A 16,640-nucleotide genomic window follows, 5' to 3' on the forward strand; every position below is an offset into this window, starting at 1 on the left:
GGTCTTGCAAGGTGAAGAATCGGGAGCGTGCTGTCGCTCCGCAGTTTAGAGGAAGAGTCCGGGGCCCGGGCGACTTCCTTCGGGGAATCTGACGCCCACTTTGCCGATCTTGTTCCCGTCCATGACCGCGACGGTCCAGATGGTGTTGTTCCACTCCACCTGGTCGCCGACGATAGGGGCGCCGCCGACTTTCTGGTTGATGAAGCTGCTCAGTGGCATGTCCGGGTCGATACCTTCCAGCTTCAGGCCGTAAAGGGCCGAAACCGCGCCCAGTTGGGCGTCGCCTTCCAGCACGAAGTCGCCGAAGAAGCGCAGATCGAGGCCGCGTTGTGGTGCCTGGCTGAACAGTTTGCCGAGGGCTGGCAGGTTGTGTTCATGGCCGATCACACAGAGCAGATCGTCGACTTCCAGCACCGTACTACCCGACGGATGGAGCAGTTGCTGGCCCCGGAACAGCGCAGCAATCCGCGTGCCTTCAGGCATTTTCAGTTCGCGCAGCGCTGCCCCGATGCACCATTTTTCGGCGCCCAGGCGGTAGACGAAAAGCTCCCACTCGCTGGTGACGTGTACTTCCAGGGCGGCGCGAGAGATCGGCGCGGGGTCCGGCGGTACGGTCACTTTCAGCAACTTGGCCACCCACGGCAGGCTCGTGCCCTGCACCAGCAGCGAGACCAGCACGATAAAGAACGCCAGGTTGAAGTACAGCTGTGCGTGGGGCAGTCCGGCCATCAGCGGGAATACCGCGAGAATGATCGGGACTGCGCCGCGCAGACCGACCCAGGCGATAAAGCCTTTTTCGCGACCGTGGAACGCTTTGAACGGCAGCAGGCCGACGATCACCGACAGGGGACGCGCAAACAGGATCATCCACAGCGCCAGGCCCAGGGCCGGCAGAGCGATTGGCAGCAAATCATGGGGCGTGACCAGCAGGCCAAGCACCAGGAACATGCCGATTTGTGCGAGCCAGGCCATGCCGTCGAGCATGTGCAAAATGCCATGCCGACTGCGCACCGGGCGGTTGCCGATTACCAGGCCGCACAGGTACACGGCAAGGAAGCCGCTGCCGTGCAAGGCGTTGGTCAGGGCGAAGACGAACAGGCCGCCGGCGATCACCAGGATCGGATAAAGGCCGGTCGCCAGATTGATACGGTTGACCATCTGCAGCATCAGCCAACCGCCGCCCAGGCCGACGATGCCGCCGATACCGAATTCGCGTACCAGATGAGTCAGCAGGCTCCAGTGCAGGCCAGTCTGACCGCTGGCGAGCATGTCAATCAGGGTGACGGTGAGGAACACCGCCATTGGATCGTTGCTGCCGGATTCGATTTCCAGAGTGGCGGTGACCCGTTCGTTCAGGCCCTTGCCGCCGAGCAGCGAGAACACCGCCGCAGCGTCTGTGGAGCCGACAATCGCGCCAATCAGCAAGCCTTGAATAATATTGAGGTCAAACAACCAGGCCGCCGCCATGCCCGTGAGGCCGGTGGTAATCAACACCCCCACCGTGGCCAGGGACAGTGCTGGCCAAAGCGCCACTCGGAAACTCGCCACCCGCGTGCGCAACCCGCCGTCAAGCAGGATTACGGCCAGTGCGAGGTTGCCCACCAGGTAGGCGGTTGGGTAGTTATCGAAAATGATGCCGCCGCCATCGACGCCGGCGACCATGCCCACGGCCAGGATGATCACCAGGATCGGGATGCCCAGGCGCGACGAAAGAGAACTCACCAGAATGCTCGCACTCACCAGCAACGCGCCGATCAAGAACAGGCTGTTGATGGTCGTCGCATTCAAAGGCAGTACTCCATGAGCAAATAAGACGGGACGCAAACTGACCATGCAGTCTGCGTGCCAGGGATTCTAACCTGTTGAATTGCTGTGCTGTCAAAAAGCTTTTAACGCCGGGCGCAGATCTGAATGTGGGAGGGGGCTTGCCCCCGATGGCGGTATGTCAGTCAGCTTATCTGTAACTGACCCACCGCTATCGGGGGCAAGCCCCCTCCCACATTTCAAGCCAGTGCAGGCAGTTAGAGGCGAAAGCGGCCGACCATCCCATTCAAATCCACCGCCAGGCGCGACAGCTCACTGCTGGCCGCACTGGTCTGGCTGGCGCCGGTCGCCGACTGCACCGACAGGTCACGAATGTTCACCAGGTTGCGGTCCACTTCCCGCGCCACCTGCGCCTGCTCTTCCGCCGCGCTGGCGATCACCAGGTTGCGCTCGTTGATCTCGACAATCGCCGTGTTGATGGTGTCCAGCGACATCCCGGCACCTTTGGCGATGTTCAGCGTCGACTCAGCGCGCTCGGTGCTGTTGCGCATCGAATCCACCGCGTGCTCGGTGCCGGCCTGGATACTGCCGATCATCCGCTCGATCTCGCTGGTGGACTGCTGGGTGCGATGGGCCAACGCCCGTACTTCATCGGCAACCACCGCGAAACCACGCCCGGCTTCGCCGGCACGCGCGGCTTCAATCGCCGCGTTCAGGGCCAGCAGATTGGTCTGGTCAGCCAGTCCTCGAATCACGTCCAGTACTTTGCCAATATCGCGCGACTCATTGGCCAGTTCGCCAATCAGCGTGGCGGTCGCTTGCACATCGCCGCTCATGCGCTCGATGGCGCTGACGGTTTCCTGCACCAAGTCACGGCCGTCACCGGCTGAGGTGGTGGCGTTGCGCGAGGCCTCGGAGGTGCTCACCGCATTGCGCGCGACTTCTTCGACGGCGCTGGTCATCTCATTGACGGCGGTGGCGGCTTGCTCGATCTCGTTGTTCTGTTGGGTCAGGCCACGGGCGCTTTCGTCGGTGACGGCATTCAGCTCTTCGGCGGCGGAAGCCAACTGGGTGGCAGAACCGGCGATGCGTTGCAGGGTGTCGCGCAGCTTGTCCTGCATCTTGGCCATGGCGGCCAGCAAGCGTCCGGCTTCGTCGTTGCCGTCGACCTTGATCGGCCGGGTCAGGTTGCCTTCGGCGACTTCTTCCGCCGCTTCTAGCGCTTGGGAAATCGGCAGGGTGATGCTGCGGGTCAGCAGCCAGGCGAACAACATCGTCAGCGCCGTGGCGATCACCAGCAGGCCCACGACCAGATTGAACGCCAAGTTGTATTGGTCTTCGGCCTCCTGATTTGTGGCCAGGGCCATCTTGTTATTGAGGTCCAGCAGGCGCGTCAGCACGGCGTTGACCTGCTCGGAGTTGCTCAGCAATTCGGTGTTGAGCAGGCTGCGCAGCTCGTCCACCTGGTTGGCCCGTGACAGGCTCTTCATGCGTTCTTCAATTTGATGGTACTGGCCAAGCAAGCGCACGTACTCGTTGTAGGTGGCGCGCTCTTCGCTGCCTTCAATCAGTTTTTCGTAAATGCCCTGGGCTGTGCGGATCTGCTGGTTACGCAGTTCGAAGGCTTCCAGGGTCTTTTGCTGCACGTCCGGCTCGCGGTTGGTCAGCAAGCGGTACGACAGCACTCGCAGGCGCAAGGTCAGTTGGGTGAATTCATCAAGGGCACGAATGCTTGGCACGCTGGACAAGGTGATGTCTTCGGTGGCAGCACGGATTTTGCTCATCTGGTTGAGGGCGAATACACCGAGAAACAGCATGAGTGCACCAATCAACGCAAAACCGAGGAAGGCCCTCGGAGCGATATTCATATTACGAAGCGACATGCGGGAATCCTGGGGAGAAGCGCGATCCGTGCGAGGGGTGAGACGGGGTGTGCATCTCTATCGGTCGTACGACTAAAGTCTAAAGGGGCGTGTGCGTTTTTGTCGCATCTGACGAGGGGTTTGGCCGATTCAGGAACCAGATCGGGTAAATGCAGTCACTAAGGCTCGAAAGTGCGGCCCGGCCCCTAAAAATCGGGCTGCGCGCCGGGGATAACCCTGGCATCCGAGGTGAATTTTCTTTATCGTCACCGCCCTTTGAAAAAGCCCGAGAAATCAAAATGTTAGAAGCATCCCTCAGCCAATTGGAACAACTGGTCAACGACCTCGTACAGCAGAATCAAGACCTGCTGAGCAGCAACGAATCCCTCAAGGCCGAACTGGCTAACGCCAAGGATGAGAACGACAGCCTGCAACTGAGCTTGATGGAGCAGGAAGAAAAACACGGCGCCACCGCTGCCCGCATCCAGGCGTTGGTTGAGCGTGTGAGCGCAGGGCCTGTCGGCGCATGAATGAAGGGATAAAGGTCGTTTCGATTCTCGGAGAGGATTACTCGATCAAGGCGCCAGCCGGGGAAGACAAGACCCTGATGCACGCCGTGACCATGCTCAAGGCCTCCCTGGCCACCACCAAGAAAAAGTACCCGACCCTGATCGGTGACAAATTACTGGTGCTGGCGGCGCTGAACCTGTGCGCCGAGCAGATTGAACTGCAGCAGGCTCATCAGCAGGAACTCGACCGTTACCAAGAGCAAGTCAGCGCCACGGTCGAGGTGATTTCCAAGGCGATCCAGCCTTAGAACCACGCATCCTGCATCCCCAGGCACGTATCATCCCGCGCCTCCAGAATCGCCAGTTCATGATGGCAGCCCGGTACTTCCCAGGTCAGGAAGTAACGGGCGGCCTGGAGCTTGCCTTTATAGAAGGCAGCATCCGCCGCATTGCCCTTGGCCAGCCCTTCTTCGGCGCGAATCGCCTGTTCCAGCCAGCGCCAGCCAATTACCGTATGCCCGAATACCTTCAGGTACAGCGCCGAGTTCGCCAGGCTGCTGTTGACCTTGCCGTGGGCGAGATCCGTCAGCAGGCCGATGGTCACGCTTTGCAGGCGGGTGACCAGGTGTTCCAGCGGCTCTCTTAATGCCGTCAGGCCTGGATATTCCTGCGCCCGCGAGCCCGTGTCGGCGATCAGGCGGATCAGTTGCTTGAGCCCCGCGCCGCCGTTCTGTGCCAGCTTGCGGCCTAGCAAATCCAGAGACTGGATGCCATGGGTGCCTTCATGGATCGGGTTCAGGCGGTTGTCGCGGTAGTACTGCTCCACCGGGTATTCACGGGTGTAGCCGTGGCCGCCGAGGATCTGGATCGCCAGTTCGTTGGCCTTGAGGCAAAACTCCGACGGCCAGGATTTTACGATGGGCGTGAGCAGGTCCAGCAGTTCGTGGGCCTGTTTGCGTTCGCTCTCGGTTTCCAGCGTCGTGGTGTCATCGAACAGGCGCGCGGCGTACAGGCCCAGGTCGAACGCGCCTTCTACGTAAGCTTTTTGGGTCAGCAGCATGCGCTTGATATCCGCGTGCTGGATGATCGAGACCGGCGCGGTGCTTGGGTCTTTGCTGTCGGGCAGACGACCTTGCGGGCGTTCGCGAGCGTATTCCAGGGAATACAGGTAGCCGGCGTAACCGAGCATGACCGCGCCCATGCCGACGCCGATGCGTGCCTCGTTCATCATCTGAAACATACAGCTCAAGCCCTGGTGTGGTTTACCCACCAGATAGCCGACGCAGTTGCCGTTATCGCCGAAGTTAAGCGCGGTCGACGTGGTGCCGCGCCAGCCCATCTTGTGAAACAGCCCGGCCAACAGCACGTCGTTGCGTGCACCGAGACTGCCGTCATCGTTAACCAGGAATTTGGGCACGATGAACAGCGAAATGCCCTTCACCCCGGCCGGCGCATCCGGCAGCTTGGCCAGCACCATATGCACGATGTTTTCCGACAGCGGGTGGTCGCCTCCGGAGATAAAGATCTTGTTGCCCTTGAGTCGATAGCTGCCGTCAGCCGCAGGTTCGGCGCGGGTACGAATATCCGACAGCGATGAGCCCGCGTGGGGTTCTGTCAGGGCCATGGTGCCGAAGAAACGCCCGTCGATCATCGGTTGCAGGAAGCGCTGTTTTTGCTCCTCGGTGCCGAAGCTTTCGATCAGGTTGGCCGCGCCCATGGTCAGGAATGGGTAGGAAGTGGATGCCGCGTTGGCGGACTGGAAGTGCGCAAAGCAGGCCTGGGACAGCAAGGTCGGCAACTGCATGCCACCGGCTTCGAAACTGCGGGCGGCATTGAGGAAACCGGCTTCCAGGAACGCATCCACGGCCGGTTTGACTTCCGGAATCAGGATCGCCTTGCCGTCTTCGTAGCGCGGTTCGTTCTCGTCGTTTTTGCGGTTATGCGGCGCGAAATATTTTTCGGCGATGGAGCGCGCGGTGCTGATGGCCGCATCGAAGGTTTCGCGATTGTGCTCGGCAAACCGCTCGCGCTGGGTCAGGCCCTCGGCATCGAGGACTTCGTACAGCTCGAAAGCCAGATTGCGGGAACTGAGCAGCATCTCGGACATGGCGGCTTACCTTTGGAGGAATTGGCCTGAGTCTAAGTGCGCGAATTAAGGGTGAACAGCAAGATTGATCTAAGTGATGGAGTGGCAAAACACAGATGATCATTTGAAGTGCGATCAAATGTGGGAGGGGGCTTGCCCCCGATAGCGATGGGTCAGCCAGAGATAAGTTGACTGATCCACCACAATCGGGGGCAAGCCCCCTCCCACATGTTTACCGCGTTTCGTCAGTTAGCCGATGGTCATCAGGCTGGCGTTACCGCCCGCTGCAGCGGTGTTAACGCTCAACGCCCGTTCGATCACCAGGCGCTCCAAGGCAATGGATGTTTCGCCCTGAGACAAGCCATGCACCCCGACAATCGCCCCACCGCGCTGTGCCACTTGCTGGCACACCGCACGCAGTTGGTCTGAATCACCGTGATGCAGGACGGCGTCAAACACCACCTCGTCCTTGGTCCAATCCGCCACGCGCTTGATCTTCGCTTGAATTTCCTTCGGCAAGCGTAGGAGCACGGCCTTGGTCAGGTCAGTTTCCGGCCATACCGCCGAACCGCCGACGGCCAATACGGCCGCCAGTTGAGTCAACAGATCGCCTTCCACTTCCGCCAGGCACAGTACGTGCTCGCGGGGCAGGATGGCGTAGCTGTTGCGCTCGCCGGTCGGACCCGCCAACTGACGGGTGATCCCGCTTTGGGATTGCGCGGCGAACTGGCTGCACAGAGCACTCAGCTCGCTGAACGAATTGCTGTCGGCCCAGGTTTTCAGGGCGGTCAGCGGTTGGCTCATCGCGTCGCGCAGACGCACATCCGGTGCAGTCAACGTGTCGCCACGTACGAAGGATTGCTCAATCGCATCGGTAGGACGGGTCGACAGCAAGCGGTACAGGTACAGCGGACCACCGGCTTTCGGGCCAGTGCCCGACAGGCCTTCGCCGCCGAACGGCTGCACGCCGACCACGGCACCCACGATGTTGCGGTTCACGTAGACGTTACCGGCATTGACGTTGTCGATCACCTTGGCGATGGTCTCGTCGATACGGGTGTGCACGCCCAGGGTCAGGCCGTAGCCGGAGGCGTTGATCTGGCCGATGAGCTGGTCGATCTCTTTGCGCTTGTAGCGCACCACGTGCAGTACCGGGCCGAAGATCTCGCGTTGCAGTTCGTCAAAGCTTTCCAGTTCGATCAGGGTTGGCATCACGAAGGTGCCGCGCTTGATTTCTTCACCGTCGGCAATTGCCACCTGGTACACATTGCGGCCTTTGTCGCGCATGGCCTGGATGTGTTTCTCGATGCCGGCCTTGGCTTCGGCGTCGATCACCGGGCCGATGTCTACCGACAGGCGCTCCGGGTTGCCAAGGCGGCATTCAGCCATGGCGCCCTTAAGCATTTCGATGACGCGGTCTGCCGAATCTTCCTGCAGGCACAGTACCCGCAGGGCCGAGCAACGCTGGCCGGCGCTGTCGAAGGCCGACGACACCACGTCGATGACCACTTGTTCGGTCAGTGCCGAAGAATCCACGATCATCGCGTTCTGGCCACCGGTTTCGGCGATCAGCGGGATCGGACGGCCCTGGGCATCCAGGCGGCCGGCGACATTGCGTTGCAGCAGGCGCGCGACTTCGGTGGAACCGGTGAACATCACGCCTTTGACGCGATCATCACCGACCAGGCGGGCACCCACGCTTTCGCCCTGGCCCGGCAGCAGTTGCAGCACGCCTTCCGGAATACCGGCTTCCAGCAGGATGCGCACGGCTTGTGCAGCCACCAGCGGGGTTTGCTCGGCAGGTTTGGCCAATACCGGGTTGCCGGCGGCCAATGCGGCTGCGACTTGACCACTGAAAATCGCCAGCGGGAAGTTCCAAGGGCTGATGCAGACCACTGGGCCCAGCGGACGGTGTGCATCATTGGTGAAGTCGTTACGGGCCTGTACGGCGTAGTAACGCAGGAAGTCCACAGCTTCACGCACTTCGGCGATGGCGTTGGCGAAGGTTTTGCCGGCTTCGCGAGCCAGCAGTCCCATCAGCGGTTGGATCTCGCCTTCCATCAGGTCGGCGGCACGTTCCAGAATCGCGGCACGCTCGGCGGGCGGGGTGGCCTGCCAGATCGGGCCAGCGTTGATGGCGCATTGAATCGCGTTGTCGACGTCTTCGACGGTAGCTTCTTGAACCTGACCAACCACATCACGCAGGTCAGACGGGTTCAGTACTGGCGCAGCCGGTTGATCACTGGTGGCGCAACCCAGCATCGGCGCGGCTTTCCAGTTGTTGTGTGCGGTTGCCAGCAAGGCGCAGGACAGCGACGCCAGGCGGTGTTCGTTGGCCAAGTCGATACCGGCCGAGTTGGCGCGGTCGCTGCCGTACAGGTCGCGCGGCAATGGAATACGCGGGTGCGGCAAGCCGAAGCCGCCTTCCTGCGTGGCCATTTGCTCGATGCTGGCCACTGGATCAGCCACCAGCTCCTGAATGGAGATGGACTGGTCGGCGATGCGGTTAACGAACGAGGTGTTGGCGCCGTTTTCCAGCAGGCGACGCACCAGGTAAGCCAGTAACGTTTCGTGGGTGCCGACCGGTGCGTACACGCGGCACGGACGGTTCAGTTTGCCGTCGGAAACCTTGCCTACGACCTGCTCGTACAGCGGCTCACCCATGCCGTGCAGGCATTGGAACTCGTACTGGCCGGGGTAATAGTTCTGACCGGCGATATGGTAAATGGCGGACAGGGTGTGGGCGTTGTGCGTGGCGAACTGCGGGTAGATGACTTCCGGCACCGACAGCAGCTTGCGTGCACAGGCAATGTAGGAAACGTCGGTGTACACCTTGCGGGTATACACAGGGTAGCCTTCCAGGCCTTCGACTTGGGCGCGTTTGATCTCGCTGTCCCAGTACGCGCCTTTTACCAGGCGGATCATCAGGCGATGGCGGCTGCGGCGCGCCAGGTCGATGACGTAGTCGATTACATAGGGGCAACGCTTTTGATAGGCCTGGATCACGAAACCGATGCCGTTCCAGCCGGTCAGTTGCGGCTCGAAGCACAGGCGCTCCAGCAGATCGAGGGACAGCTCAAGGCGGTCGGCCTCTTCGGCGTCGATGTTCAGGCCGATGTCGTATTGCTTGGCCAGCAAGGTCAGGGACAGCAGGCGCGGGTACAGCTCGTCCATCACGCGCTCGTACTGCGCACGGCTGTAACGCGGGTGAAGTGCCGACAGCTTGATGGAAATGCCCGGGCCTTCATAAATCCCACGGCCGTGAGACGCTTTGCCGATGGAATGAATCGCTTGTTCGTACGACGCCAGGTATTTCTGGGCATCGTGTTCGGTGAGTGCGGCTTCACCGAGCATATCGTAGGAATAGCGGAAACCTTTGGCTTCGAACTTGCTGGCGTTGGCCAAGGCTTCGGCGATGGTTTCGCCGGTGACGAACTGCTCGCCCATCAGGCGCATGGCCATGTCGACGCCCTTGCGGATCATCGGCTCGCCGCTTTTGCCGATGATGCGGCTCAGGGACGAGGTCAAGCCGGCCTCATTATGGGTGGCGACCAGTTTACCGGTCAGCAGCAGACCCCAGGTGGCAGCGTTGACGAACAGCGACGGGCTGTTGCCCAGGTGCGGATGCCAGTTGCCGGTGCTGATCTTGTCGCGGATCAGCGCGTCACGGGTGCCCTTGTCCGGGATGCGCAGCAGCGCCTCGGCCAGGCACATCAGGGCCACGCCTTCCTGGGATGACAGGGAAAATTCCTGCAGCAGGCCCTGAACAATGCCGGCACGACCGCCAGCACTTTTCTGATTGCGCAGTTTTTCGGCAATCGAGGCGGCGAGCTTGTTGGTGGCTTCAGCCATTGGAGCCGGCAGACGCGCCTGCTCGATCAGCATCGGCACCACTTCCGGCTCTGGGCGACGGTAAGCGGCAGTGATGGACGCACGCAGTACGGACTGCGGCAGGATGCTCTCGGCGAATTCAAGGAAGCACTGGTGCGCATGGTCGGCCTGGACCTCACCCGCGTCATCGGCATCCTTGCTGCTCAAACCGTTGAGTTCGGTCAGGGTTGCACCACCCTCCAGTTTCTCCAGGTAATTGAAAATCGCCTGCTTGATCAGCCAGTGCGGCGTGCGATCAATGGAGGTCGCGGCTGCCTTCAGGCGTTCGCGGGTCGGGTCGTCAAGTTTGACCCCAAGGGTGGTCGTCGCCATTTTCTTATCCTCATGGGTGCCACTACCGAGTGGCATTAGCTGGCGGCAAGATTAGCTTTGCGCATGCAGAGGTGCAACCGGGTGCAACCCTTTTTATCCATGAAATTTTCGACGCTTCATCCGAATTAATTTTGACGCCAGCAGAATGCGCTTTGTCTTGGTGCTTTTACTTCTTAGATCGGCTGTTCTTGCTCCGAAAGGGAGCAAAAACAGGGTGGTTTGCGGATTTTGTACTCAGGTGCAACTTATTCCCCAGAAACTGGTTGCACCTTATTTGCTTTGTTGAATAGCATTCGCGGCCAAGGTGCAACCATCCGTAAACCGGGGTTCATCGGCTGACGGCTTTCCTGGGGAAACGTCAGTCATAAATGCGCGGCATGCAGCTACGTTTACCCACTGACCAGTGGGTGGCCGTCTGACAGACCGCCGCTACATAAAAACAAAGCCAGGGCGTCACTCAAATGAGCGTAAGTAATCCAACTCTGATCACATTCGTGATCTACATCGCAGCAATGGTGCTGATCGGCTTCATGGCCTATCGCTCCACCAACAACCTTTCCGATTACATCCTTGGCGGTCGCAGCCTCGGTAGCGTGGTGACAGCGTTGTCCGCCGGTGCTTCCGATATGAGCGGCTGGTTGTTGATGGGCCTGCCGGGCGCAATCTACATGTCCGGTCTGTCGGAAAGCTGGATCGCCATTGGCCTGATCGTCGGTGCCTACCTCAACTGGCTGTTCGTGGCCGGTCGCCTGCGGGTACAGACCGAACACAACGGCGACGCCCTGACGCTGCCGGATTACTTCTCCAGCCGTTTCGAAGATAAAAGCGGCCTGCTGCGGATCATCTCCGCAGTGGTCATCCTGGTGTTCTTCACCATCTACTGCGCTTCCGGCATCGTGGCCGGTGCCCGTCTGTTCGAAAGCACCTTCGGCATGTCCTACGAGACTGCTCTGTGGGCCGGCGCTGCGGCGACAATTGCCTACACCTTCGTCGGTGGTTTCCTGGCAGTGAGCTGGACTGACACCGTACAAGCCACGCTGATGATCTTCGCGCTGATCCTCACGCCGATCATCGTGCTGCTGGCCACCGGTGGTGTCGATACGACCTTCCTGGCGATCGAAGCGAAGAACCCTGACAACTTCAACATGCTGAAAAACACCACCTTCATCGGCATCATTTCGCTGATGGGCTGGGGCCTGGGCTACTTCGGCCAGCCGCACATCCTCGCGCGTTTCATGGCGGCGGATTCGGTGAAGTCGATTGCCAACGCACGCCGTATCTCCATGACCTGGATGATCCTGTGCCTGGGCGGCACTGTGGCCGTGGGCTTCTTCGGTATCGCTTACTTCTCGGCGCACCCGGAAGTGGCTGGCCCGGTCAACGAGAACCACGAACGTGTGTTCATCGAACTGGCCAAGCTGCTGTTCAACCCATGGATCGCGGGCGTACTGCTGTCGGCCATCCTCGCGGCCGTGATGAGTACCCTGAGCTGCCAACTGCTGGTGTGCTCCAGCGCCCTGACCGAAGACTTCTACAAAACCTTCCTGCGCAAGACCGCCTCCCAGGTTGAACTGGTCTGGGTCGGCCGTCTGATGGTGCTGCTGGTGGCGCTGATCGCCATCGCCATGGCTGCCAATCCAAACAACCGCGTCCTTGGCCTGGTCAGCTACGCCTGGGCCGGTTTCGGCGCGGCGTTTGGTCCTGTGGTACTGATCTCGGTGATCTGGAAAAACATGACCCGCAACGGCGCACTGGCCGGCATCCTGGTCGGCGCGATCACCGTGATCGTGTGGAAGCACTTCGAACTGCTGGGCCTGTACGAAATCATCCCAGGCTTCATCTTCGCCAGCCTCGCGATCTTCTTCGTGAGCAAGATGGGCGCCCCGACCGCCGGTATGGTCGAGCGCTTTGATGCGGCGGAAAAAGACTACAACCTCAACAAGTAATTCGCCGGGCGTTAAGCGCTCTACGAATTGAAAAAAGGCCCTCGTCCTACGGATGGCGGGCCTTTTTTTGCGCGTGTGTGTAGGGAGTTGCTGATTTATCGGGCGTGCGCTCTGCCGTGCAAAACAGTGGTGCAGAATCCACCGCCTACTCCTCGCAGAGAAACACCGGATGTTCGCTCCTGCCAATCAAAGTGCTTTTACCCTGACCCTCGACGGGGAGCCCAGTGAACTCAACGTCTTTGAGTTTCACGGTGCGGAAGCCATCAGCCAGCCGTACTGTTTTGACCTTGAACTGGTCAGTGAGCAGCCTGACCTCGACCTGGAAAGTTTGCTGCATCGCCAGGTTTATCTGCGTTTCGATGAGCTCGGCCATGGCGTCCACGGCCTGGTCTATCGGGTGGCGCAGGGCGACTCCGGGCGGCGCCTGACGCGTTATCAGATCAAGCTCGTGCCGCAATTGGCCTACCTGGCCCACAGCAGTCACCAGCGCATTTTTCAGCATCAAACGGTGCCGCAGATTGTTGCGCGGGTGCTGGTAGAGCAGGGGGTCCCTGCCGATCAATTCGAATTTCACCTGAGCGGTGTTTACCCCGAGCGCGAGTATTGCGTGCAGTTTGCTGAAAGCGACTTATCGTTCATTCAGCGGCTGTGTGCTGAGGAGGGGATTCACTATCACTTCCAGCATTCGCCTGAACGGCACTTGCTGGTATTTGGCGATGATCAAACAGTATTCGCCCAACCCAATCAGCCAACGCCCTACATGCCAGGCTCAGGGATGGTGGCGGATACACCCGCGATCAAGCGCTTTGCCGTGCAACTGGAAACCCGCACCACGGCGGTCAACCTGCGTGACTACGATTTCCGTAAACCTAGCCTGGTGCTGGAGAGTGACGTGGCCAGCGAACAGCTGCCACGTCTTGAGGCGCAGGGCTATCCCGGCCACTTTTGCGACCGGTCCCATGGTAAGTACCTCGCGCAACGGGGGTTGGAGCGGCACCGTAGCGACTATCGAATTGCCCGCGGCAGCGGTGATGAGCCGGCATTGGTCAGCGGCCATTTCCTTACGTTGACCGGTCACCCGCGCGATCCATGGAATGACTTGTGGTTGGTGACTCACGTCACTCATGAAGGCAAGCAACCCCAGGTGTTGGAGGAGGCGGTGACCGAGGTCGCCGGTGGCGATTTTCGTCAGGGTTATCGCAACGAGTTTGTTGCTGCGCCGTGGGACGTGATTTTCCGACCGCCTTTGCCCGAGCAACCGCGGCCGACATTGGCGGGTTATCAAAACGCAGTGGTGACTGGCCCCGCCGACAGTGAAATCCACTGCGATGAATACGGGCGGGTCAAGGTGCAACTGGCCTGGGATCGAGCCGGGGAGCACAACGATCATTCCAGCTGCTGGCTGCGTGTCGCCAGCGGTTGGGCCCATGACCGCTATGGTGCGGTGCTTATTCCGCGAGTGGGTATGGAAGTGCTGGTGGGGTTCGTCAATGGTGATATGGACATGCCGCTGGTGGTGGGTTGCCTGCCCAACGCTGCGACATCGCTGCCCCTCGACCTACCGGCCGACAAAACCCGCAGCATCTTGCGCAGTCGGAGCAGCCCCGGTGGAGGTGGCTACAACGAACTGCGCATCGAAGACCGCAAGGGCGCCGAGGAAATTTACCTGCGCGCCCAGCGAGATTGGACCCAGCATGTGCTGCATGACCAGCGGGTGGAGGTCGACAATCAACGTCGTATCAGGGTGGCGGGCGAGTCGCACCATGAGCTTCAAGGCGAAGAGCTGCGCATCACTCACGGCAATCGGCTCACCGAACTCAAGCAGGATGATCACCTGGTGATCGGCGGCTCGCAGCAGGTAAAGGCTGGGCTGACCATTCAGATCGGTGCAGGCCAAAGCGTTGTTATTGATGCGGGGGCCATCGTGACGATCCAGGCGGGAGGGCAGTCGATCACGTTGTCTGCGGGCGGTATTTTCAGCAGCGTGCCGATTCAGTTGGGAAGTGGTCCTGCTCCTGTGGCAGCGCCGTTGATGCCTGGAGTGAAGGAGAAGCTGTTGGCGGTTATCCCCGCGCCCCTGAGCCTGGTGCAGGTGGCTAGCCTCAAACGTAGCGCTCCCTTTTGCGAAGAGTGTGAGCGCTGCAAGAGAGGGCAGTGCGATATCGCTCATTCAGCTCAGCCTTAAAAGGAAGTTATCCCCATGCCTGAACGGTTGATCCCCAGCGCTTGGCTTACACAATTCCCTCTGCTTCCCAATGAGCAGCTCTTCGTGGTGTTGGGCGCTGCCAGCGACGCCAATCCGCTTGCTGCCTGGCGAGCCACCTCAGCCGCATCGCTGCCCCAATCAATTTGGACAGGCACGGCTTACGCCGAATGGGAGGAGGTCATGCCTTACTTGGGCATCGTCGAACCTGACAGCGCCTTTCTTGAATGGGCTGCAACCACTGAAACAATGGATTGGGGGTGGCTGGCGGTATCTTCCAGTCCGTTAGACGTCGTCATCGCGCACCTCCAAAGTTTGACCAAGGTCTATCTGCCGGATGGCCAGGAAGTGTTTTTGCGATTCTGGGATGGCACCCAGTGTCTGCCGATGTTGCAGGGGCTAGGCGAGGAGGCGGCAAAAGTATTGCCGGTGTTCCAGCGCTACTTGATCAACGGCCAGCCGCTGACGGTCGCGACGGGGCCTGCGACCGAGGCCAACACCAGCCCTTGGTGGCGAGTCCCCGCATCGCTCTTGGCACACCTGGCAGAGCAGTCACCGCAAACCTTGATTGATAACCTGCTGCAATGGCTCGAAGAGCAGCGGCCCGACCTGTACACCGCCTTCACGTTGGCGACCTTGCAGCACAAGGTCGCCTATTTCGCTCGTCGGCCGGATATCACCCATGGGGCGTTGGCCGAATATCTGGCCTTAGAGTTGAGTTGAGCCCAGCGCCTGTTGCAGGTCCTCGATCAAATCTTCAATCGCCTCGATGCCCACTGACAGGCGAATCATCTCCGGCTTCACGCCGGCCTTGGCCTGTTCCTGTTCGTTCATTTGTCGATGGGTAGTGGACGCGGGGTGGCAGGCCAGGGACTTGGCGTCGCCGATATTCACCAAGCGTTTGAAGATTTGCAGGGCGTCGTAGAAGCGCACACCTGCCGCGTACCCGCCCTTCAGGCCGAATGAAAGGATCGCCGAGGGTTTGCCTTGCAGGTATTTCTGCGCCAATGCGTGATGGGGGTGATCCGGCAGCCCCGCATAGCTGACCCATTCCACATCGGCATGGCCTTGGAGGAATTGCGCGACCTTGAGGGCATTTTCCGTATGGCGTTCCATGCGCAGGGCCAGGGTTTCCAGGCCCTGGAGCAGCAGGAAGGCGTTCATGGGCGCCAGTGCTGCGCCGGTGTTACGCAACGGTACGGTGCGCGCGCGGGCGATGAAGGCGGCGGGGCCGAACTTTTCGGTGTAGACCACGCCGTGGTAAGCCGGCTCGGGCTGGTTGAGGCCGGGGAATTTTTCCGGGTATTGGGTCCAGGGGAAGGTGCCGCTGTCGACGATTGCACCGCCCAGGGAGTTGCCATGGCCGCCGATGTATTTGGTCAGCGAGTGCACCACAATGTCGGCGCCGAACTGGATTGGCTTGCACAGGATCGGTGTGGCCACGGTGTTATCCACCATCAGCGGCACGCCGCGGGCATGGGCGACCTCTGCCAGGGCTTCGATGTCGATGATATTGCCCGCCGGGTTGCCGATGCTTTCGCAATACACCAGCTTGGTGTTGTCGTCGATCAGTTCGGCGATGGCCGCGGCACTGTCGTCGCGGGCGAAGCGTACGTCGACGCCAAAGCTGGGCAGCAAGTGGGCGAACAGGGTGTAGGTGCCGCCGTAGAGCTGTGGCGTAGTGACGATATTGTCGCCGGCGCGAGTGAGGGTCTGGATCGCATAGTGAATGGCCGCGCTGCCGGCCGACACGGCCAGTGCCGCAATACCGCCTTCGAGGGCGGCGATGCGTTGCTCCAACACATCATTGGTGGGGTTCATGATGCGCGTGTAGATATTGCCGGGCACGTCGAGGTTGAACAGGTCGGCACCGTGCTGGGCGTTATCGAATTCGAAAGCGACGTTCTGGTAGATCGGCACGGCCACGGCCTTGGTGGTCGGGTCCGACTTGAAGGCGTGGTGCAGTGCGATGGTGGCGTCTTTCATGATTGTTATTGACCTCCCTGGATGGTGGATGGCCACAATAAATCCGCCTTGGCGCCAGCATTTAGATTTTTTTCAGTCCCC

General features: G+C 60.4%; 10 protein-coding genes and 1 pseudogene. 5 read left to right on the top strand and 6 right to left on the bottom strand.

All coding sequences use genetic code 11. From position 1 onward, the window contains the following. Positions 1-45 precede the first annotated feature (45 nt). The 3 genes and pseudogenes from ACEN2T_RS05625 to ACEN2T_RS05635 all read right to left on the bottom strand — a co-directional run. Entirely contained in the window at positions 46-1,788 is a 1,743-nt protein-coding gene (locus ACEN2T_RS05625) for a potassium/proton antiporter (protein WP_032890339.1), read from the bottom strand. Between the two features lie 233 nt (positions 1,789-2,021). After that, positions 2,022-2,894: a methyl-accepting chemotaxis protein gene (locus tag ACEN2T_RS05630; RefSeq protein ID WP_371850830.1), complete on the bottom strand. Its 873-nt coding sequence runs from the start codon at positions 2,892-2,894 to the stop codon at positions 2,022-2,024. Between the two features lie 30 nt (positions 2,895-2,924). Next, positions 2,925-3,647, bottom strand: a pseudogene (locus tag ACEN2T_RS05635) (MCP four helix bundle domain-containing protein); the annotation flags it as partial. 278 nt (positions 3,648-3,925) lie between these two features. Between ACEN2T_RS05635 and ACEN2T_RS05640 the strand changes: the two are divergent. Together ACEN2T_RS05640 and ACEN2T_RS05645 are read left to right on the top strand one after the other, a co-directional pair. Continuing rightward, positions 3,926-4,156 carry a hypothetical protein gene (locus ACEN2T_RS05640; protein ID WP_032890343.1) on the top strand — a complete coding sequence of 77 codons (231 nt, stop codon included), beginning with the start codon at positions 3,926-3,928 and terminating at the stop codon, positions 4,154-4,156. Continuing rightward, on the top strand, positions 4,153-4,443 hold the full coding sequence (locus ACEN2T_RS05645; RefSeq protein WP_032890345.1) for a cell division protein ZapA: 291 nt from the start codon (positions 4,153-4,155) through the stop codon (positions 4,441-4,443). The genes ACEN2T_RS05640 and ACEN2T_RS05645 overlap by 4 nt, the downstream gene beginning before the upstream one ends. On the opposite strand, the gene ACEN2T_RS05650 is transcribed toward ACEN2T_RS05645, so the two are convergent. Next, positions 4,440-6,242: an acyl-CoA dehydrogenase gene (locus ACEN2T_RS05650; RefSeq protein WP_099602030.1), complete on the bottom strand. Its 1,803-nt coding sequence runs from the start codon at positions 6,240-6,242 to the stop codon at positions 4,440-4,442. The genes ACEN2T_RS05645 and ACEN2T_RS05650 overlap by 4 nt on opposite strands. A gap of 228 nt (positions 6,243-6,470) precedes the next feature. Then, positions 6,471-10,424: a trifunctional transcriptional regulator/proline dehydrogenase/L-glutamate gamma-semialdehyde dehydrogenase gene (gene putA / locus ACEN2T_RS05655; RefSeq protein WP_442116430.1), complete on the bottom strand. Its 3,954-nt coding sequence runs from the start codon at positions 10,422-10,424 to the stop codon at positions 6,471-6,473. Positions 10,425-10,885: 461 nt separating this feature from the next. Here putA and putP point away from each other — a divergent pair, with 461 nt between their 5' ends. The 3 genes from putP to ACEN2T_RS05670 all read left to right on the top strand — a co-directional run bounded on the left by putP (position 10,886) and on the right by ACEN2T_RS05670 (position 15,296). Next, positions 10,886-12,370 (top strand): sodium/proline symporter PutP, encoded by a 1,485-nt coding sequence (gene putP, locus ACEN2T_RS05660; protein WP_032890351.1) that lies wholly within the window; start codon positions 10,886-10,888, stop codon positions 12,368-12,370. A gap of 169 nt (positions 12,371-12,539) precedes the next feature. Next, complete coding sequence (locus ACEN2T_RS05665) at positions 12,540-14,555, top strand: type VI secretion system Vgr family protein (protein ID WP_442116431.1); 2,016 nt, start codon at positions 12,540-12,542, stop codon at positions 14,553-14,555. 15 nt (positions 14,556-14,570) lie between these two features. Continuing rightward, on the top strand, positions 14,571-15,296 hold the full coding sequence (locus ACEN2T_RS05670) for a DUF4123 domain-containing protein (protein ID WP_442116432.1): 726 nt from the start codon (positions 14,571-14,573) through the stop codon (positions 15,294-15,296). Here the strand turns inward: ACEN2T_RS05670 and ACEN2T_RS05675 are convergent. Further along, complete coding sequence (locus ACEN2T_RS05675; protein ID WP_032890357.1) at positions 15,282-16,559, bottom strand: O-acetylhomoserine aminocarboxypropyltransferase/cysteine synthase family protein; 1,278 nt, start codon at positions 16,557-16,559, stop codon at positions 15,282-15,284. The two genes, ACEN2T_RS05670 and ACEN2T_RS05675, sit on opposite strands and share 15 nt — an antisense overlap. Positions 16,560-16,640: the final 81 nt, after the last annotated feature.

Source organism: Pseudomonas sp. W22_MBD1_FP4 (assembly GCF_052113765.1).
Classification (GTDB): domain Bacteria; phylum Pseudomonadota; class Gammaproteobacteria; order Pseudomonadales; family Pseudomonadaceae; genus Aquipseudomonas; species Aquipseudomonas sivasensis.